19 protein-coding genes and 2 pseudogenes are annotated in these 18,801 nt (G+C 59.6%); 14 read left to right on the top strand and 7 right to left on the bottom strand.

The features are described from left to right. Positions 1–23: 23 nt before the first annotated feature. Positions 24–623: a S1 family peptidase gene (locus tag J4G43_RS43180; RefSeq protein ID WP_035715530.1), complete on the top strand. Its 600-nt coding sequence runs from the start codon at positions 24–26 to the stop codon at positions 621–623. Beyond that, positions 620–1,402, top strand: coding sequence for a hypothetical protein (locus J4G43_RS43175; RefSeq protein WP_011084918.1), 783 nt, complete (start codon positions 620–622; stop codon positions 1,400–1,402). The genes J4G43_RS43180 and J4G43_RS43175 overlap by 4 nt, the downstream gene beginning before the upstream one ends. A gap of 1,048 nt (positions 1,403–2,450) precedes the next feature. Here J4G43_RS43175 and J4G43_RS43170 read toward each other — a convergent pair. Both J4G43_RS43170 and J4G43_RS43165 read right to left on the bottom strand, forming a co-directional pair. After that, positions 2,451–3,794 (bottom strand): IS1380-like element ISBdi2 family transposase, encoded by a 1,344-nt coding sequence (locus tag J4G43_RS43170; protein ID WP_208084195.1) that lies wholly within the window; start codon positions 3,792–3,794, stop codon positions 2,451–2,453. A gap of 456 nt (positions 3,795–4,250) precedes the next feature. Continuing rightward, the gene (locus tag J4G43_RS43165) at positions 4,251–5,168 is read right to left on the bottom strand and encodes a TauD/TfdA dioxygenase family protein (RefSeq protein WP_011084919.1); all 918 of its coding nucleotides are present in this window, start codon (positions 5,166–5,168) and stop codon (positions 4,251–4,253) included. An 862-nt stretch (positions 5,169–6,030) separates the two neighbouring features. Between J4G43_RS43165 and J4G43_RS43160 the strand changes: the two genes are divergently transcribed. Beyond that, the gene (locus J4G43_RS43160; RefSeq protein ID WP_038945511.1) at positions 6,031–6,315 is read left to right on the top strand and encodes a hypothetical protein; all 285 of its coding nucleotides are present in this window, start codon (positions 6,031–6,033) and stop codon (positions 6,313–6,315) included. A gap of 235 nt (positions 6,316–6,550) precedes the next feature. On the opposite strand, the gene J4G43_RS43155 is transcribed toward J4G43_RS43160, so the two are convergent. Beyond that, positions 6,551–6,985: a hypothetical protein gene (locus J4G43_RS43155; RefSeq protein WP_225005447.1), complete on the bottom strand. Its 435-nt coding sequence runs from the start codon at positions 6,983–6,985 to the stop codon at positions 6,551–6,553. Between the two features lie 46 nt (positions 6,986–7,031). On the opposite strand from J4G43_RS43155, the gene J4G43_RS43150 reads away from it, so the two are divergent. Next, positions 7,032–7,274 carry a hypothetical protein gene (locus J4G43_RS43150; protein ID WP_208088579.1) on the top strand — a complete coding sequence of 81 codons (243 nt, stop codon included), beginning with the start codon at positions 7,032–7,034 and terminating at the stop codon, positions 7,272–7,274. A 1-nt stretch (position 7,275) separates the two neighbouring features. Next, positions 7,276–8,235, top strand: a pseudogene (locus J4G43_RS56220) (type IV secretory system conjugative DNA transfer family protein); the annotation flags it as partial. Here J4G43_RS56220 and J4G43_RS43135 read toward each other — a convergent pair. Then, positions 8,223–8,426, bottom strand: a complete 204-nt coding sequence (locus J4G43_RS43135) for a hypothetical protein (protein WP_014497739.1) — start codon at positions 8,424–8,426, stop codon at positions 8,223–8,225. The pseudogene J4G43_RS56220 and the gene J4G43_RS43135 sit on opposite strands and share 13 nt — an antisense overlap. 352 nt (positions 8,427–8,778) lie before the next feature. Between J4G43_RS43135 and J4G43_RS43130 the strand changes: the two genes are divergently transcribed. The 9 genes and pseudogenes from J4G43_RS43130 to J4G43_RS43090 form a co-directional block, all read left to right on the top strand. Next, the gene (locus J4G43_RS43130) at positions 8,779–8,985 is read left to right on the top strand and encodes a SidA/IucD/PvdA family monooxygenase (protein WP_210387748.1); all 207 of its coding nucleotides are present in this window, start codon (positions 8,779–8,781) and stop codon (positions 8,983–8,985) included. Between the two features lie 49 nt (positions 8,986–9,034). After that, positions 9,035–9,795, top strand: a protein-coding gene (locus J4G43_RS43125) for an IS5-like element ISBj2 family transposase (protein ID WP_110115815.1) whose coding sequence is annotated in 2 segments (ribosomal slippage) — positions 9,035–9,374 and positions 9,374–9,795 — 762 coding nt in all. Because the reading frame shifts where the segments join, the coding sequence is not laid out codon by codon here. Continuing rightward, a complete protein-coding gene (locus J4G43_RS43120; protein WP_210387406.1) occupies positions 9,783–10,007 on the top strand; it encodes a SidA/IucD/PvdA family monooxygenase in 225 nt (74 codons plus the stop codon). The genes J4G43_RS43125 and J4G43_RS43120 overlap by 13 nt, the downstream gene beginning before the upstream one ends. Before the next feature lie 428 nt (positions 10,008–10,435). Further along, positions 10,436–11,779, top strand: a complete 1,344-nt coding sequence (locus J4G43_RS43115) for an IS1380-like element ISBdi2 family transposase (protein ID WP_208084705.1) — start codon at positions 10,436–10,438, stop codon at positions 11,777–11,779. Positions 11,780–11,873: 94 nt separating this feature from the next. Next, positions 11,874–12,905, top strand: a complete 1,032-nt coding sequence (locus J4G43_RS43110; RefSeq protein ID WP_208088577.1) for a SidA/IucD/PvdA family monooxygenase — start codon at positions 11,874–11,876, stop codon at positions 12,903–12,905. Then, positions 12,902–14,206 (top strand): MFS transporter, encoded by a 1,305-nt coding sequence (locus J4G43_RS43105; RefSeq protein WP_014497737.1) that lies wholly within the window; start codon positions 12,902–12,904, stop codon positions 14,204–14,206. Before J4G43_RS43110 ends, J4G43_RS43105 begins: the two co-directional genes overlap by 4 nt. Then, positions 14,172–14,951 carry a phytanoyl-CoA dioxygenase family protein gene (locus J4G43_RS43100; RefSeq protein ID WP_208088576.1) on the top strand — a complete coding sequence of 260 codons (780 nt, stop codon included), beginning with the start codon at positions 14,172–14,174 and terminating at the stop codon, positions 14,949–14,951. Before J4G43_RS43105 ends, J4G43_RS43100 begins: the two co-directional genes overlap by 35 nt. A 24-nt stretch (positions 14,952–14,975) precedes the next feature. Then, positions 14,976–15,305, top strand: a complete 330-nt coding sequence (locus tag J4G43_RS43095; RefSeq protein ID WP_011084928.1) for a cupin domain-containing protein — start codon at positions 14,976–14,978, stop codon at positions 15,303–15,305. After that, positions 15,199–15,684, top strand: a pseudogene (locus J4G43_RS43090) (class I tRNA ligase family protein); the annotation flags it as partial. The gene J4G43_RS43095 and the pseudogene J4G43_RS43090, both read left to right, overlap by 107 nt. On the opposite strand, the gene J4G43_RS43085 reads toward J4G43_RS43090, so the two are convergent. The 3 genes from J4G43_RS43085 to J4G43_RS43075 are packed head-to-tail and all read right to left on the bottom strand — an operon-like array spanning position 15,651 to position 18,600. Further along, a complete protein-coding gene (locus tag J4G43_RS43085; protein ID WP_208088575.1) occupies positions 15,651–16,451 on the bottom strand; it encodes a tyrosine-type recombinase/integrase in 801 nt (266 codons plus the stop codon). The pseudogene J4G43_RS43090 and the gene J4G43_RS43085 sit on opposite strands and share 34 nt — an antisense overlap. Then, positions 16,448–17,362 carry a tyrosine-type recombinase/integrase gene (locus J4G43_RS43080; protein WP_208088574.1) on the bottom strand — a complete coding sequence of 305 codons (915 nt, stop codon included), beginning with the start codon at positions 17,360–17,362 and terminating at the stop codon, positions 16,448–16,450. The genes J4G43_RS43085 and J4G43_RS43080 overlap by 4 nt, the downstream gene beginning before the upstream one ends. Continuing rightward, a complete protein-coding gene (locus J4G43_RS43075) occupies positions 17,362–18,600 on the bottom strand; it encodes a tyrosine-type recombinase/integrase (protein ID WP_166354471.1) in 1,239 nt (412 codons plus the stop codon). Before J4G43_RS43075 ends, J4G43_RS43080 begins: the two co-directional genes overlap by 1 nt. Positions 18,601–18,801: the final 201 nt, after the last annotated feature.

Here is an 18,801-nt window from a genome sequence, read left to right as displayed (position 1 = left end):
CGACACTCGGTCTCTTACTATCCATGGGCGCGCCCGCGCTGGCCGATCGCGCGGCGGTGCAGATTGCTGCGCGCTACAATGTCAGGACGGTTCACGTCCAGTACGTTGGCGTGATGTACAACGACAAGCAGGAAGTCGGCGGCGGCTCCGGGCTGCTCATCGGCGACAGCCTCGTGCTGACCAACAGCCATGTGATCGGACGCGAGGAGAACTACAAGAGCTTCGACGTCAATGCCCGCCTCGGGTCGCGCAATGCGAATCCCATCAAGGTCACTGCGGTTCATCGCGACGATGCCAGGGACCTGGCTCTTCTGGAGCTGTCGCAGTCCGCCGGCAATAGCCGTGGCGCCTCTCGTTGCCCGATGCCTGTGATCAACGACAACCAGCAGGCCCCGATGGGGACACAGCTCTATTTGCTAGGTTATCCTCTCGATCTGGATCTGAGCATTTCGAGCGGTCTGATCAGCAGCCAGACGAGCCCGAACGGCCGACGGCAGACCGACACAATCATGAATGTCGGCAACAGCGGCGGACCTGCATTCAACGAGTTCGGCGTGGCGGCATCGTCAAGTGGAACGAGGCGCAGGTTTCCGGTGTCAACTTCATCATTCCAGCGACCGTGATCACCGCAAGCCCGCTCTACAGCATGATCGCAGCCCTACCACAACCCTCTGTCTGCTGGACGAAATGGGTTGACACGACGATCTTCTTTGAGAACTGGAGCAAGCTGAACTCCACGCATGTGCAGACCCAAGCCAACGCTGGGGTGAAGATCCCCGAAATTCTTGCCGGAGCGATCCACACGATACTGCCCGAAGACCGCCGCCTTATCGTGAACGTGCCGGTATCACAGCTTGACGAACCGAAGCAGATCGAGCGCTCCTATACGGTGGATAAAACCAAGGACGACCACCCCGTCGTCTTTGCAGAGCATACTGCAGACTATGCCGAGACGTTCCCTGCAGAGCCCGGCTATCGCATTGCAGGGTGCACGTGGCACGTCGAGACCGGAAACGGCGCCAGCAATATCGCTTGTGCGGTCAACGATACCGGCGCGCAGGCTCGCTTCACCTACAAGCTCACGAGCGGACCTGCCGTCGACAGATACCGCGGATGGCTCGGCGCCACTGTCAACGTTTCCCAGATCCTTGCGACGCAGGTGCCGATCGATGGTCATGCTTTCCTTACCGGCCTGCGCTTCCAACGGGCTGCATCGGCTCGGCCCCGCTTTCCGGCAGGTTCAGGCGATACTCGTTGTCCTCTTCTGCGCGCTTGCGGCCGGTTGCGCCCACCAGGGTCCTGCTTCGCAGCCGGCGAAGCCGCATATCCACAAAGCACCACAGAAACATGTGAGCGCGTTCAGGGGATATGGCTATCGCTACGACCCCGGCTATTACCATGATTTTCGGCGCTATCATGGTTATCGGACGTGGCGGCCCACCGCCGGCGAGGCGAGCGAGGAGGCACCTCCCGACAAGAGCACTACCGGGTCCGACGTTGTGGTCAACAAGTCAGTCTTATTGATCGAGGAACCGCAATTCACGCTTAACACTGCACGCCATTTGCGGACCGCCATAAGACGCGAGGCGGCCACTGTGGTGCTTGTAGAGGTGGATGACCTCATCTTCGATAAATTGAGCCGCCTCTCTCAGATACGGTCGTAACGCCGAGGGAAGCAGGCGCGTCTGCGCCAGAACTCTTCCGAGACGATGGGTGGTCACTGGGCGCTGAGACCTTGGGCTGCGGCTTTGAGGATGCGCGGGAAAGTGCGCCAGCCGCGTTCATGAGGAGGAACCGATCGGTGTAAGAGTAAACTGTTGCGGATGGCGAGACGGTAGATCCCTCACGCATGCTGGTGCAGGCAGATCCATATTGCATCCCAACTTCCTTAGCGTTGTAAGGCACGATAAAGCGCGGTGCTAACCAGCTATAATGTCGCGGCCATTACCCCAAGAAAGGACAGATCGTATGGGATTGCTCAAAAACGTACGAGCGGAGCATTCCTGGAAAGGCCCCCGGCCATGTGGCGCCGATCGAGACTCAGCATCTGCCGACGAGAACACTCCCCGGCCGCTCTAATGATTATTGTACCGCTACGAGCAGCTGCTGAACCTCTTGCGGCCTGTGAAGAACAGTTGTTGCTTTTCAAGTTGAGAGGCGCCGCATCGGGTTCATATTTTGACTGCGACGGGAACCTAGCTGCCGAATATTGCAGAGAGCGATTGAGCGCACAACCGCAGAGTATCCATTGTGCGTGTCGTAGCCAATGTTGTCGCTTATCTAGCCCGTCCTATTCGTGAGAGTGCGGCTTTTGGGCCCGATTGATGCGGCCGCACATCTTGTCTGACGAGGCGCACAGGATTGCCTTCGGCTTTTCGCCGCCTGACGACCGGTACTTTGCAACGCGCTTGAGGGATGGGTTGGGCGAACGGGGGCGGACGCCCCGCCGGTCAAGGACCGAGCGGCAGCAGCGCGCCGGGCAAGCCGCAGATCAGGTCGGCTTCGGGACATGCCGCGGCAAACGCAAGGCGAATGCGGCTCGTGGTCTCGACGACACGGGCGGCGATTTTCAAGAGCCGAAGACGCAGCGTCGCGAACTCGGCAGCGGCCAATTCCCGGGCTTTGGGAATGGCGTCGCGCACGGTCAGCATCAGCCAATAAGCGGCCGTATGGAGCACGAGACGGACCTGGTTGGCGAGCGCCGAACGGCAGCTGGTGCGATCGGAGGCGAGCTGCGTCTTATGCAGCTTGATCAGATTCTCGGCTTGGCCGCGCGCGCAATACAGGCTGTCGTAGATCCACTCGGCCGAGCCGACATCGAGGCTGGTGACGACGAAGCGGATGTCGAGGCCGAGCATCGTCGCCTCAATACGGGCGACAGTGCGCCGTTCGCGATCCCAGGACTTTGCCTTGTGGCGCGTCTCGGTATAGCCACGCAGAACCGGCAGGTTCTCGATGGCGCGTCGCGTGCGGATGTCGTCGGCGACCTCGTCGACTTTTCTGGCGAGAGGCTTGGTGCCGGACAGACCGAAGATGTAGTCGATGCCGTTGGTCTCGCACCACGCCATGGCCTCCGGCCGGGCATAGTGCCCGTCGCCACGGAACGTAATTTGCGTGTTGTGCCATCGCGTCCGGATATGCCGTACCAGGCGGCGCAGATGGGCACGCACCTCGACGCCGCCCGGCGTCTTGCCGGGCCGCAGCACGACGGCCACGGGCCGGCTCTTCTCCGTGTCGTAGACGTGGATCGGCAGGAAGCAGCGTTCGTCATAATGAGCGTTGAACAGCGAGAGCTGCTGATGGCCGTGGACGACGTCGCAGGTATCATCGATGTCGAGCGTGACGGATGCCGGCTCGTGGGGGTAGCTATCCATCCATGCGTCGACCAAAATGTAGGTCAGCCGGATCACGTCGCGCAGGCGCGGAGCATTCTCCAGCCGCGACAGCGTCGGCTGGGAACACAAATCCCGGCCCGTGTCCGGCAGCCGTCCGCAGGCCAGTTTGAATGCCGGATCGGACCTCAGATGATCGAGGTCGTCGGCGTCCTCGTAGCCGCAGCAGATCGCGAACATGCGAGCGCGGAGCATATCGACCAGGCTGTGCACGACCCGCGTCGGATCGCGCCGATCCGGGAACACCCGGGCCAGATTGTTGGCCAAACCGAGACGCCGCTCGGCCATCGCCAGAAGCATCACGCCCCCGTTCGAGGTTAGGCGCCCACCATCGAAGGCAGCTGTGACTTTCTTGGCGTGAACGGCTGGAAACGAGAAGGGCGGAATCGTATCGTCGGTCATGGCGGGCGTGGCGTTCGCGGTTGGAGGTGATGGGGTTGGCTTCGCAACCGAATCCTACGCCGCATCAGCGCTTTACCCCTCAGGCGCACTCTTACGAATAAGACGGGTTAAGTTGAAGAAAGATTGAGTGACTCCCGATCATTTCTGTGCCGAAACGTGGAGTCGCGGTCGTGCCGCGTCCAAAGAAACCGGCGCGAGCGGCCTATTAGACGCGGTAGGTGATCAGCCTCCGAAACGAGACTATCAAGCATGAAGAGATCGAGCGCGAGGCAGAGGTTTTATTTGTGTTGAATTCTTGCTTCTCGATAGTGGTCTGAAATCGTATCATCGGTCATGGCGGGCGTGGCGTTCGCGGTTGAAGGTGATGGGGTGGCTTCGCAACCGAATCCTACGCCGCATCAGCGCTTTACACCACGCTCGCCAGCCTCTCAGGCGCCCTCTCGCGAATAAGACGGGCTAGACAGCTTGGTGGTCGCCCGTTATGCGCGTTACGCTACTCCGACCATCGATGCTGACTGGCACCTCACCGGCGACGGTTGCGCGATGAACGAGGCGATGTTGGTCGCCGTAGTCATTCACTGCATAATGTTGTGTAGCGCGATTGTCCCAGATCGCTACATCACCATCCCTCCAACTCCAACGCACAGTGTTTTCGAGCGCAGTGATATGAGACTGAAACAAATCGAACAGCTTCTGGCCATCGTATTTCGGCAGGCCAACGAAGTTTTGCACCAGAGCGCCGAGCACGAGCGTGCGTTCGCCAGTCTCCGGGTGCACGCGCACAACGGGATGCTCAGTCCGATAGATTGTTTTAGTGAAGACTTCGTCCAAGTGCTTCTTGTCGAGCTCGCTGACGCGGGCAAGTATTGCGTAGTCAAAGGCATTACTGTGAACGGCCCATAGCCTGTCTGCAAGCCCTTGGAGCGGCGGCGCTAGGTCGAGGTAGGCCGAGGCGGTGTTTGACCAGACCGTATCGCCACCGAAAGGTGGCATCACAATGCCTCGCAGCACGGCGATCTTAGGGTAGGCATCGACGAAGGTTCCATCAGTGTGCCAGAGATCCGCCCGGCTACCTGCACGGGTGGAATCAAGCTCGATGATCGACGCTGTTCCCTTGATCGCACCGAGCGTTGGATGAGGTGTCAACTCTCCGAAACGAATGGCAAAGCTCTCCTGCTCCGCATCATCGAGGTGGAGCTGGCCGCGAAAGAAGATGACCTTGTGCTCCAAAAGCAGCCCATTGATCGAGGCAATCGTCTGCTCCGGTAAATCGCCTGACAGTTTGACATTTCGGATTTCTGCGCCGATGCGCACTGCGCGTTTAATGACATCGGCGCGAGGAATGACATTGTCCGACAAGATCATTGCAGTCATGGTCCCATCTTGCGTAGCCCCTAGGCCACACTATCCGCTCGACCAGGCAGACCAGCGCGAGCGGCGACCGCTAGCTGGATCCGTCATCATCTATGGGTAGCGAGTGGCTCCCGTTTGAACTCACGCGACTTCGAAAAGGTTACCGCAGCATCCGCTTCATCGAATATTGAACAAATCCCTAGTTCGATCAATTGCTAGCAGTGGTAGTTGACCGCGGCGAAAGCGTTGTATTTCGCTGAGCGTTTGCTCTTGCGTCCGCTGCCCGATGAATAGGAATCTGTTCGAATGCACGGTCACTGACACCGAAGCGATAAGAGGTCCCCTAAGAGCTGCCCGTTCCTCGCCGCAAAACGTCGATAGAACGGCAGCGTCCGGAGAACGCCGGCCGAGGTTCGGGCCATTGACGGGGGCGGTCCTCGCAGCCGCGGCGTTCGATGCCTTCGCCGGTATGAGGGAACATCTGCGCGCCACAGCACGCCTCCTTCGCTTCGACCGGGTTGTTTGTACGCTTGAAGACGAGGCCTGTGTAGCAGACGCCATCCCGGATGTCGGCAAGAGACCACGGCTTCTCGCCCGCTTTGTAATAGACACCAGTCGTGAAATTCCACGCGACGGTGCGTCATCCTGCATCTTGCGGGAAAGCTCGCCCTTGCTGTTGAGGTATTCGCGCGGGGCAATGGCGGTCTGCGCACGAGCTGGGTGATCGCCTCGCAGCCAAGTAGCCTGGCCCTGAGCTGGTTGTGGAAATGGTTTTCGAGCAAGTGCTTCTCCGCGGCCACATTGGCGTCGTCGAAGAAGACGCCTTGGCGCTGTACCGCTATTTGGAGAAGAAGCCTATATCGCCCTGCGGTGCCAGGATCTGATGTTCGGTAATCCATCCGAGTATCTGGCGAAGACGGCGGAAGTGCTTTCGATCCAGCTCAAGCCCGATCTTGTCGCGACCGACGTTGAAATGAAGGCTTCGCGTGATTTTCTGATCCACAACGGCGGCCTGATCAATCAGCTCTACCTCGACGAGGCCGGCCGCAAGCTCGGGGCAAAATCAATGAAGAACTCGATATCTACGAAGAGTTTTCGCGGACGTAGTCAGGAACGCCAAAATGTTATCCGGCGCTATCCAAGAGAGACCGAGCAGAAATATCGATGAAGACCCAACTCACAGAGTGTCGCCGGATCGGTAGTGTTCTTTCCGTACGCGGACAATGTGACCTAGCTTACTCGCGATATTGATTGTGAGCGTCCAAACCCCTCGGACAGTAGGGCGTAAGCCGTCCTTCAGTCCGCTGCTGCCGCATCGACGGCGACCAGTCATGTGCCGAGGGAACCGATCTAACTGTCGAGTTTCCCAAGATAGCGCGCCGCGCCGAGGCGCATCATCGTCATCAGCGTTGGCTGATCGCATGGCGATCGTGAGGCATCGTTGGAAGGGAGGAGCGGCTCCCAGCGCGCCAACGGGCCGCGCCGGATCGACAATTCGCTTCCCGCATGCGAGCGAAGGCGGTCTCCCGCGTCATGGTGGCGATCTCCGCGGGGGTCAGGCCGAACATCTCCTCGGGCGGCGTCGCCCAGGTCTGCGCACGGATCGGCGAGGGCATGCCCATCCGGGCAAGGAAGCCGTCGAACTTGCGAAGGTCCATGTCTGTCTGCCTTTGAAGTTCGCGCGCCGACATGCGCGAGGCGCCGTCATTCGCAAAGGTTAACATGTGCACGCCGATGACATCGCCATCCCGCGTGAAGCCGCTCGCCCAGATGAAGAAACTGGCGCAGAGGCAGGTAAAGCCGTCGGGGTCCGCGAGGCCGTCGCCTTCCGGGCGCACCTTGTCCTGCGTGGCTTGCTTAAAGATGCAATGGAGCTGGCTCGCGTTGCTTGTCGCGGAAGGGGGCACGCACTTCGCTCCGCAAGATCCGGATCTGCTCGCCGATATCATCACCGGCGTCGCCGATGCCGCCCGACGAAGAGCTCGTCACGACCTGGAGGAGATATCCCGATCGAACATAGGGCGTTACCGGCGCGCGGAAGCGCTGCCCATCATGCTGCCCTACTTCATCGCAGAAATTGACGTAGAAAAGCTCGCGCTGGGGATCCGCAATCGCGTGCATCGTTAGATATCTTCGCCATGATGGGCGGGAGTATGTCCTGTTCTTCGTTCCCACGAGATCGGGCAAGGGTGTCGGCCTCGTTATCCCTTCGCTCCCGACCTGGCCGGGCTCGGCGATCGTTCGTCAAGGACGAGAACTGACAGCTCACCGCTGGCTTCCGTAGCCAGCGCGGTCGCGTCCTTCTCTTCGATCCGACCAATGCAAAATCGTCGGCCTATAACCCGTTGCTCGAGGTCCGCCGCGGCGAGTGGGAGGTGCGCGACGTCCAGAACATCGCCGACATCCTGGTCGACCAGGAGGGTAGCCTGGAGGAGCCGAACTACTGGGAGAAGACCAGCCACGCCCTCCTGGTTGGTGCCATCCTCCACGTCCTCTATCCCGAGGAAACAAAACCCACGCCGGCGTCGCAGCCTTCCTGTCCGATCCGAAGCGGCCGATCGAGACGACGTTCGCCGCGATGATGCGAACGGCGCATCTCAGCGAAGGCGGCGTCCATCCCGTCGTCGCTTCCGCTGCCCGCGAGCTGCTGAACAAATGCGGTAACGAACGCTGGGCGTCCTGAGTATCGCGATGTCGTTCCTGGGCCTCCACCGAGACCCCGTCGTGACGGAGGTGACACGGCGCCGCGACTGGCGGATTATCGACATCGTCGGCGGGGATCGGCCAACCACGCTTTACCTTGTCGTGCCGCCCTCGGACACCAACCGCACCAAGCCACTCATCCGTCTGATTCTCAATCAGCTCGGCCGCCGCTTGACGGAAGATCTGCAGGCCAAGGCCGGCCGACGCCGCTTTCTCCTGATGCTTGACGAATTCCCGGCGCTCGGCGGCTCGATTTCTTCGAGTCCGCGCTGGCGTTCATGGCCGGCTACGGCATCAAGAGTTTCCTGATCGCTCAGTCGCTGGACCAGATCGAGAAGGCATATGGGCCCAACACTCGATCCTCGACAACTGTCACGTCCGAATCGGGATACCGCGCTTGACATGCCGGTAGCGCATAATTTCGAAACGGCGGAACAACCCGACATCATGCTCGGAGGTAATGGTCTCAAAAATGCGAAGCATCTCTTGCGGGGCGGCCGCCGGCGTCTCGCCTTTTTGGAGCAACGCAGGTGCATACTGAAGGTTCATCAAGACGACGTCGGCGTAGACGAGCACTCACGGTGTTGGTTTTCAGCCATGGATCCGCGCGCTCCGAATTCCGCATGTGTATGTCCGATTGCCGCCGCAATGTCGTAAATCCGACAAGAGCTGCCGGGGCGATTCCGCACGAAATGCCGTAGGTGGGCATGTTCTTCTCGTCCAACAAGGCGCAGTCGAGATTTTGTGGGTGGCACGGCGGTTGCTATTGAGCAGACGGACCACTGCCGCGGCTACAGGCCAAGCCGCTGCCGCATCCCAAGTCACACAAACGTGCTTCAGTAATCAATCGACGTACCCAGACCCGGACAGAATTTACGCGAGCGCCAACGACAAGAACTTACACGAGTTCAAGGAGGCTTCTGTGGAAATGCTGGATGTCATCGGAATTGGGATCGGCCCATTTAACCTTAGTCTTGCAGCGCTTATTGAACCTACTCCGCTCCGCGCACTTTTCCTGGAGAAGCGAGACGCACTTGTCTGGCATCCGGGCCTTGCGCTGCCGAACAGCCGCCTACAGGTGTCGCCGCTTAAGGATTGCGTGACCCTGGTCGATCCTACTAGGGTCTGTACCTAAATAGCGCCACGTGATTCTCTTGCCTACGTGTTGATTCGGGGGCGAGAGAATGCGCGCTGGTTTGTTTTGGCTGAACGACAGGCAATGGGCGCGTATCGAACCGCATCTGCCGAGGGGACTGACGGGGCCGGATCGGGACGACGACCGACGCATCGTCAGCGGCATCATTCACATGCTGCAATCGGGTGCACGATGGCGTGATTGTCCACGTGAATACGGCCCTTACACGACGATCTACAATCGCTTCAATCGCTGGGCCAAGCGAGGACGATGGTGCGCAATCTTCGAAGCGCTGGCCAAGCCTGGCGAAGACGGCGTCGTACTGTCGCTCGACTCGACCTCGATTAAAGCTCACCGGTGTGCCTCCGGCGGAAAAGGGGGGAGCACAATCAAGCAATCGGCCGCTCGCGCGGAGGCCGCACGACAAAAATCCATGCGCTGAGCGATCCGCTCTGCCGGCCGGTCGTCCTGCATCTGACTCCAGGCCAGGATGCCGATATCGCTGCGGCTCCCGATGTCCTGGCGCTCGCGCCACCCATGAGCGTGCTCCTCGCCGACAAAGGGTATGATGGCGACAAGCTTCGCGGCGCAATCATTCGTCGTGGCGCCAAGCCCGTAATCCCCAATAAATCTAACCGTGTCGTCATCCATCGCTTCAACAAACGCGCCTACAAAGGACGAAATGTCATCGAACGCTGCTTTTGCAGGCTCAAGGACTTCCGGCGCATCGCCACGCGATATGACAAGCTCGCCCGTAATTTTTTGGCCGCTGTTCATCTCGCCGCTCTCGTCGCATATTGGCTCAATTGAGTCTGGACCCTAGTCCATATTCATTCCTCAACTATTTGGCGCTGCATGGTCGGCTCTACAGCTTTGTCAACAAGCGCAATGCTTCAACATCGCGGCAGGAGTTTATTGAGTACTACCGGTGGGTCGCAGGGCGACTCAAGACGCTGCGCTTTTCCGAGGTCGTCAATGATGTTATTCCCTTTAGCCCGTCTTATTCGCGAGAGGGCGCCTGAGAGGCTGGCGAGCGTGGTGTAAAGCGCTGATGCGGCGTAGGATTCGGTTGCGAAGCCACCCCATCACCTTCAACCGCGAACGCCACGCCCGCCATGACCGATGATACGATTTCAGACCACTATCGAGAAGCAAGAATTCAACACAAATAAAACCTCTGCCTCGCGCTCGATCTCTTCATGCTTGATAGTCTCGTTTCGGAGGCTGATCACCTACCGCGTCTAATAGGCCGCTCGCGCCGGTTTCTTTGGACGCGGCACGACCGCGACTCCACGTTTCGGCACAGAAATGATCGGGAGTCACTCAATCTTTCTTCAACTTAACCCGTCTTATTCGTAAGAGTGCGCCTGAGGGGTAAAGCGCTGATGCGGCGTAGGATTCGGTTGCGAAGCCAACCCCATCACCTCCAACCGCGAACGCCACGCCCGCCATGACCGACGATACGATTCCGCCCTTCTCGTTTCCAGCCGTTCACGCCAAGAAAGTCACAGCTGCCTTCGATGGTGGGCGCCTAACCTCGAACGGGGGCGTGATGCTTCTGGCGATGGCCGAGCGGCGTCTCGGTTTGGCCAACAATCTGGCCCGGGTGTTCCCGGATCGGCGCGATCCGACGCGGGTCGTGCACAGCCTGGTCGATATGCTCCGCGCTCGCATGTTCGCGATCTGCTGCGGCTACGAGGACGCCGACGACCTCGATCATCTGAGGTCCGATCCGGCATTCAAACTGGCCTGCGGACGGCTGCCGGACACGGGCCGGGATTTGTGTTCCCAGCCGACGCTGTCGCGGCTGGAGAATGCTCCGCGCCTGCGCGACGTGATCCGGCTGACCTACATTTTGGTCGACGCATGGATGGATAGCTACCCGCGCGAGCCGGCATCCGTCACGCTCGACATCGATGATACCTGCGACGTCGTCCACGGCCATCAGCAGCTCTCGCTGTTCAACGCTCATTATGACGAACGCTGCTTCCTGCCGATCCACGTCTACGACACGGAGAAGAGCCGGCCCGTGGCCGTCGTGCTGCGGCCCGGCAAGACGCCGGGCGGCGTCGAGGTGCGTGCCCATCTGCGCCGCCTGGTACGGCATATCCGGACGCGATGGCACAACACGCAAATTACGTTCCGTGGCGACGGGCACTATGCCCGGCCGGAGGCCATGGCGTGGTGCGAGACCAACGGCATCGACTACATCTTCGGTCTGTCCGGCACCAAGCCTCTCGCCAGAAAAGTCGACGAGGTCGCCGACGACATCCGCACGCGACGCGCCATCGAGAACCTGCCGGTTCTGCGTGGCTATACCGAGACGCGCCACAAGGCAAAGTCCTGGGATCGCGAACGGCGCACTGTCGCCCGTATTGAGGCGACGATGCTCGGCCTCGACATCCGCTTCGTCGTCACCAGCCTCGATGTCGGCTCGGCCGAGTGGATCTACGACAGCCTGTATTGCGCGCGCGGCCAAGCAGAGAATCTGATCAAGCTGCATAAGACACAGCTCGCCTCCGACCGCACCAGCTGCCGTTCGGCGCTCGCCAACCAGGTCCGTCTCGTGCTCCATACGGCCGCTTATTGGCTGATGCTGACCGTGCGCGACGCCATTCCCAAAGCCCGGGAATTGGCCGCTGCCGAGTTCGCGACGCTGCGTCTTCGTCTCTTGAAAATCGCTGCCCGTGTGGTCGAGACCACGAGCCGCATTCGCCTTGCGTTTGCCGCGGCATGTCCCGAAGCCGACCTGATCCGCGGCTTGCCAGGCGCGTTGCTGCCGCTCGGTCCTTGACCGGCGGGGCGTCCGCCCCCCGTTCGCCCAACCTATACCTCAAGCGCGTTGCAAAGTACGGGTCGTCAGGCGGTGAAAAGCCGAAGGCAATCCTGTGCGCCTCGTCAGACAAGATGTGCGGCCGCATCAATCGGGCCAAAAAGCCGCACTCTCACGAATAGGACGGGTTAGGGACGGCTACCGCATCAGCACGAATACAACCACATACTTAGCGCGCGCTGTTGTTGTTGGTGTTGGCGTAGAGCCCAAAATCCCCGCCTGTGCCAGATCTTTGCTATGTGGCACTCTCTACCATGCAGCTGACTATCTCGAGCGGCCGCTACCGCAAGCAGCCGAGCATGTGCTCGTTGTGGGAGGCGGTCAGAGTGGCGCTGAGATTACCGAGGACATTCTTACTCGTTCTGTATCCACCCAGATCACGTGGTCAACGTCGCGTTCGAACTTTTTTGCCATCGACGACAACAGCTTCGTGAATGAAGCTTATACGCCCGCGTATAGCCGTCGCTTTCACGCTCTACCGCTTCAGCAACGCCGCGATATAGTCGAGGGCGAGATGCTTACGAGCGATGGCATTTCCGTCGACTTGTGCAACCGCTTATATGAAATGCTGTACGAACGCAGCGTGGATGGCACGCTGACCGACCGTTTTCGTGTGTTGCCCAGCGTAGTCGTGAAAGGCATCACCTCCCACAAAATGGGTTGGCGAGTAGATCTAGATGAGATCGCAACGCAGCGAAATAGCTGCATTCTAGTCGATCGTATAGTGCTTGCTACTGGTTTCCAGCCGCGTACGCCGCCCTTCTTGGAGGCCCTGCTCGAGGGAGCATGTATGGAAGATGGCCTGCCAGTACTTGGCCCGGACTATGCAGTCCGCTTCGGTCGGCCCGTGCCAGGACCAATATATCTACAAAATCAAAGCCGCGTGCAGCACGGATTGCAGAGCGCCAATCTATCTTTGGTCGCGTACCGTAACAGCCAAATTATCAATAGCCTCCTCGGCCGACCGTTCTATTTGAATACATCCGGTAGGCAGATGATTCAGGTTTACGCAACTTCGGACGCGTCTGAACGAGACGCCGGTGTGGTGGCGATGCGATCGACCCGACAGGTATCGGGTGGCACATGAACGGCGGCTCGACCTCACCGCTGCGGGGCCGGATTGCGGATGGAACGGCCAACCCCGCCGATCAGCTTTCAGGCACGCTCGACTACCGCGCCTTTGTACCATTTTTGATTGCCTCCATTGTCATTGCAGCAGCTTACGGCACTAGCTTTCTATTGCCGGACTACATGCATGCGCTCGAAACGGATGGTCAAGCCGCTGGTCTTATCATTTCCAGCGGCATGGCTACCACTCTCGTTTCCTGTTGCTTGGCAGGGTGGCTGGCAAAGCGGATAGGCCTATTGCCCACGTTGACTGTCGCATCCTTGTTTATGGCGTTAGCCATGCTTGCCTTTGCCGGCGCTGCCCTCGATACGCGAGCTGCGTACGGTGGAGGCTTGCTGGTGGGCGCTGCCTGGTCAGTGTTCTTCATTTTGGCACCGCTGCAGATCATCCGCCATCTACGGCCCTCAGCACGTATTCAGTATTTGACGGTCTTATCCGGATCACAAATGGCTGGGCTCGGCCTGGCAGCTCCACTTGGTCACTTGCTCGCAAAATACACTGGTTCGCTGGCCACGATTTATGCGGTGCTTGCGATTGCGTGCGTGATCGCCGCCGCCTGCGTAGACCTTACAAGACGCGCGACGTCGAGGCTATCGGCACTGGCTATGCCAGATATCGCAATTACTCTGGCCGCGACTACGACACTCCTTCAGAAGTGCACAGCACTCCCCATCGCCATGATTGCGATTTCAGGCTGCGTGTTCGCGGGGCTGTCCACATATCAGAGCGCGTATTCCGCCTCACGTCACCTGAACTCCGATCTGTTCTTTCTCTTTTTCACTGCTACGAGCGTGATACTACGCTTCTCTGTCGCTCACCTCATGGGCAGCCTGCCGTTACGCCGACTGGCACTCACGCTCATCCTACTGACCGCTGCGTCTCTGGTGCTGTTCCTTTTCAACGGTGGCAGCACATCACTCTATATTGCGGCCTCTGTCCTCTTTGCCGCCGGCTATGGGTTAAGTTATTCAACCTTGAATACGATAGCCGTCAATCTCGCCGGTGAGCACGGCGTCTCCGTGCCCACTACATCGCAGATATTTACCCTCGCATACTTTCTCGGGCTCTTTGGCTTTCCTATGGTCGGAGGGCAGTTGGTCCGTGGATTCGGCCCTGACGTGATGTTGCTTAGCCTATTGAGCGCGACCGCTCTTAATGCGGTGCTAGCAACCCGCCTCGGCCAAAGCACATCTGATCCGTCTCATTTTAGGAAGGAGCTCACACATGCTGACCGAGGCGCAACAATCGAAATGGAATAAGGATGGATACCTTCGATTGGAGAAGTTCTTCGATCCAGCCAAGCGCGACAAGATTTCTCGTTACGTTGAGGAAGTTGCACGTTGGGATGTAAGCTCCGACAAGTGGATGTTGTGGTTCGAGAAGACGAGTGACAGCAGAAAAATTATTTCCAAGGCCGAGAACTTCTTAGACTACCATGCCCCTCTACGGGACGCGCTCCTGGCCGATGGCCGCATTCGTATAGCGGTCGAGACACTCTTGAATGAGAAGACACGGATGTTGAAGGAACTTCTGATCTTCAAGTATCCGGACAGCGGCGGGTACCGCCCTCATCAGGACATCTATCATGTCCCGCACAAGATACCCGAACGCATGGTGCACGCAATTGCATCCATCGCCGTGGACGACTCCGGCCCGGGCAACGGTGGGCTCTTCTTCACGCCAGCTCGCCATAAGGAAGGAATGTTTCCGATGGATGCGGGTGGCGTGATTCACCCGGAGATCGCCGAGGCCTTCGCATGGGAGCCGGTGCGATTGAAAGCTGGGGATGTTTTCATTTTTGACGATTATGCGCCCCATTACTCCTTGCCAAACAAGAGCGATCGGTCGCGTCGTGCGATTCACTTGGTGTTCCAGCGCGCATCCACTGAGAGGCCAACACGCACCGAATACAACCGCATGAAGCGTGCGTACAACCCACCAGAAGAAGCTGTGGCAGATCTTGAGAACCTAAAGCGTCCCAATGGCATATTCTATCGCAACTGATAGCCACGTCTGAGGAAGACCAACATGTACACGACGCGGCCCGATCATTCTCTGATGCGAACCGAATACGGCGCTCTGGTCTGGCGCCTCTTGGAGCATCTCCCGGAGGGTCTCAGCCCAGCATTTGGCGCTTCAGTCGCGGAGCTCGCTCCAGGCGATGCGGTCGACCCGCACGATCATCAGGAGCACGAACTGTGGCTGCTGATCTCTGGTCGTGGAGAATTCGAAGTCGACGGTCAGGTCCGTAATGTTAGCGAAACGAGCTTGTGTTACATGGCGCCACATCAGAGGCATACTATCCGCAATATCAGCCAAGATAGCGCTCTCAAGTTTATCTCGATCTGGTGGGATTGACGTGCGCACTTATTTTATCTGTCCCGCGCCGCCTTGCCCTAACGGCAAGCTACATCTGGGTCACATCGGCGGCGTGTATTTGCCCGCTGATATTTTCGTCCGCTTTCAACGCATGGCCGGCCATCGGGCCTACTACATCACGGGCTCAGACGAGCACGGCACATATACGCTCGAAACGGCACGAAAGCTCGGCCGATCCTTTAGCGAGGTCGCAGAAGGATACGTTCACAAGATCTTAGAGTGTTTGCGCGCGGTGCAAATTACGCCCGATGTGTTCGTGCGCACGTCCAGCGCGATTCACAAGGGAAATGCTCTAGCGATATTCCGCGAGCTGCAGGCGGCCGGCTACGTCGACGTACGGCGGGGCGTCCAACTGTATTGCGAACATTGCGATGAGTTCGCTGCGGACGGCGCCTTGCGAGCGGCCGCGGCGACATGCTTGGTCAGGATGTATTCAAAGCCCGAGCGGGTCATCGCCTGAGCACGGGCGTTGAAGAACAGCTCAGGAGCGTCGGTGACTGGGCGCACTTTGAGCCAAGCCTTCACAGCTGCAGCCGTTTGTTTCCAGAGCGGCAAGACACGTTCACGACGGCCCTTACCCATGATGTGCACGCTGGACATGGTCTGGCGGTCGATCTGATCGAGCCGGAGGCCGACCAGCTCCGACACGCGCATGCCTGCGGCGAAGGCCAGATGCAGCATCGCTCGATCACGGATGCCGGACACGGTGCTGACGTCTGGCGCGTCTAACAGAGCCTGTAGCTCGTCACGGGTGAGATAGCCGACGAGCGCCTGATCGGTCTTCTTCATCGGGATCGCATGGATCCGACGTGATTGGTCGAGGCAGGATGGCACTCTGTATTCCAGGTAACGGAAGAACGAGTTGATCGCAGCGAACCGGGCATTGCGGGTTCGCGCCGAGTTGCCGCGCTGCTTCTCTAGATGCTCCAGGAATGCCAAGATCAGCGGCGCGTCGAGCCGTTCGATCTCGATCTTCGATGGCTTGAGCTTGAGTCGGCCGGCGGCAAATTGGAGCAACAGCTGGAAGCTCTGGGCATACGCCTCGCAGGTATGCTGGCTCGCCCTGCGTTCTTTGGGCAGGTGCTCGCGCAGGAAGCTGCTCAGGTAGGGGGTGAGCGCAGTCATGCGACGCCTCCAGTGAGCAATGCCTCGCCGGCCTCGGCGATCTGGCCCATTAGGGTCGGCGTCGCCTGCAAGTACCAATAGGTGTCGGTCACGTGGGCGTGGCCGAGGTAGGTGCTGAGCGCCACGATATGGCGGGCGATCGCAGCACGATCGTGGCGGCACTGCTCCAGCGAGCGGACCGCGAAGGTGTGGCGCAGATCGTGGATGCGCGGATCTCGCCCCGCGTAGGCGCCCCTGAGATTGGTACTGTCGAGGAGTTGCAGGAAGATGCGTCGCACGGTGTTGTAGGGCAGCGACTGCCCGGCAACCGATACGAAGAGAGCACGATCTGTGGTGGTTAGCGACCGCCGGGTGACCAGATATCTGTCGAGCGCCAGCCGAGCTGTTGCGTGAAGTGGCAACAGCCGGCTCTTCTGGAACTTGGTCTGTCGGACGACGAGCCCATCGGCAGTTACATCGTCGATCTGCAGCGCCAATGCTTCTGCGATCCGCATGCCAGTAGCGGTGAGCAGGCCGAAGAGCGTTGCATACATGGTCGGTCTGATCGAGCCCGCTGGCCGGAGTGCCGCCGCAGCACGAAGCAATCGTGCGATCTCGTCCGCACTATAGATATACGGCGGTCGCCTCTTGACGACAGCGTGGCCGAGTGCATCCGCCGCCGGAACCTGATGGCGCGGATTCTCGGCGTGCATCGCCAGCGCGAACCGCCGCACGGTAAGCAACCGGTTGCGGCGCTGCTCCGGTGACGGCGCACGTGCGGCCCATGCCAGGACCCGGGCACTTCTGATGTGCCGGTCGCCGCACTCCTCGGCGAAGCTGACGTAGCCCCTCAGCAGGATTTGCTGGACACGGAACTTGAACCCCAGCGACTGCTGCTGGTCCACATATTTGGCAAGATATCGACTCAGCATCACGCATCTCCCGGCCAGGGCTGCGCGATCTGCAGCAGCATCGTCACGTCGACTTTGGCGTAGTGTGCGGTCATGTCCGGTGAGCGGTGGCGCAGTACGGCGCCAACCGTGTCGAGCGTCGCGCCGCCCCGGAGCATGGCCGTCGCGGCCGAATGCCGAAGCAGGTTGGCCCCATTCGACGGAACGGGGATACCGGCCTTTCGTATTGCACTACGCACAACATCAGAGACTGCGCTCGAACCTGTCAGCGGCCGGATTGGTGCATTCGACATGAAGAAGATTCGAACATCGGCGACGTGCGGCCGGGCCTGATCCAGATAAGCGAGCAAGGCATCCCCGGCGTCTTGCGGCAATGGTAATCTCGTCTCCCGCCGCCCCTTGCCACGAACCGACAGTGTCGCCTGTTGCCAATCAACATCGGTGAGACGAAGAGAGAGAATGTCGCCGGCCCGCAAGCCCAGTCGTGCCAACAGCAGCAGGATCGCCCGATCACGCACGCCAGTCGCCGTGGTCTGATCGCACGTTGCAATCAACGTCTCGACATCCGACGAGCGGATGTATCGCGGCAGCGACGACAGTCGCCACTGCGGAATGATTGGCACAGCCTGATCGAGTCCAGCTCGGCACAACCCCCGTGCGCTGAGGAACCGCAAATATCCTCTCAGCGCCATCGTCATCGTCTTCACATAGGCCAGCGAGACCCGCTTCGTCTCTGCAATGATCACGTCGCGAATGAGCTGAGCATTCCAACTTCGCGGCCTGATGCCAAGCGCCGGGAGCAGCCGCATGACCATGCGACCGTGCCGATCTATTGTCAGCTCTGTGACGCCGCGATGCTGTCGCAGCCAGTCCTGGAACTCGACCACCCGGCGGTGGGGCGTCGGTAATGCGGGCTTCGGCTTGCGCTGGACGATTCCGCGCTCGCCGAGAAACTCGATGAACCGGCGTACCCGCCTCACGTACTTCGCGGACACGCTCCTCTCGCGACGGATGCCGTGGCATCGACAGCGATGCCGAGCGAACCGATCGGCGACGCCATCATCGATATCAGCGACTGCGATCTTGGCCAGCGTCAGCCATTGCGCGAGGTGACGGGCTGCAGCGTCATAGCCGCTCACCGTCAAGCTCTTATGCCCCAACACCGTCAGGTGTCGTGTGAACTCCGTCACCAGCGGGTCGAGATCGCCTGCGTCCATGCAGCGCAGCCCGTGGCAGTGATCCTCACTCGACTTGGCCATTCCTTGTCTCCCTTTCGTTGCCATCAAGGCAGGAAGAAAGGCCTCAGATTATGCTGAGTGAGAAAGAGGGCAGCAGGAACTAAACTGTTGATAACGAAGCGGGTCTCGGATTGAACGGCCGCACACTCCGCATAATCGTGGGCTCCGCATAATTACGAAAGTCGACCGGCCGCGTCGCGACCATGATCTTCACGCCCGCCG

Origin of the sequence: Bradyrhizobium barranii subsp. barranii, from assembly GCF_017565645.3 — a bacterium.
GTDB classification, from domain to species: Bacteria; Pseudomonadota; Alphaproteobacteria; order Rhizobiales; family Xanthobacteraceae; genus Bradyrhizobium; species Bradyrhizobium barranii.
The sequence above is the reverse complement of the archived record's forward strand: the minus strand, read 5'-3'. Positions and strand labels throughout refer to the sequence as shown.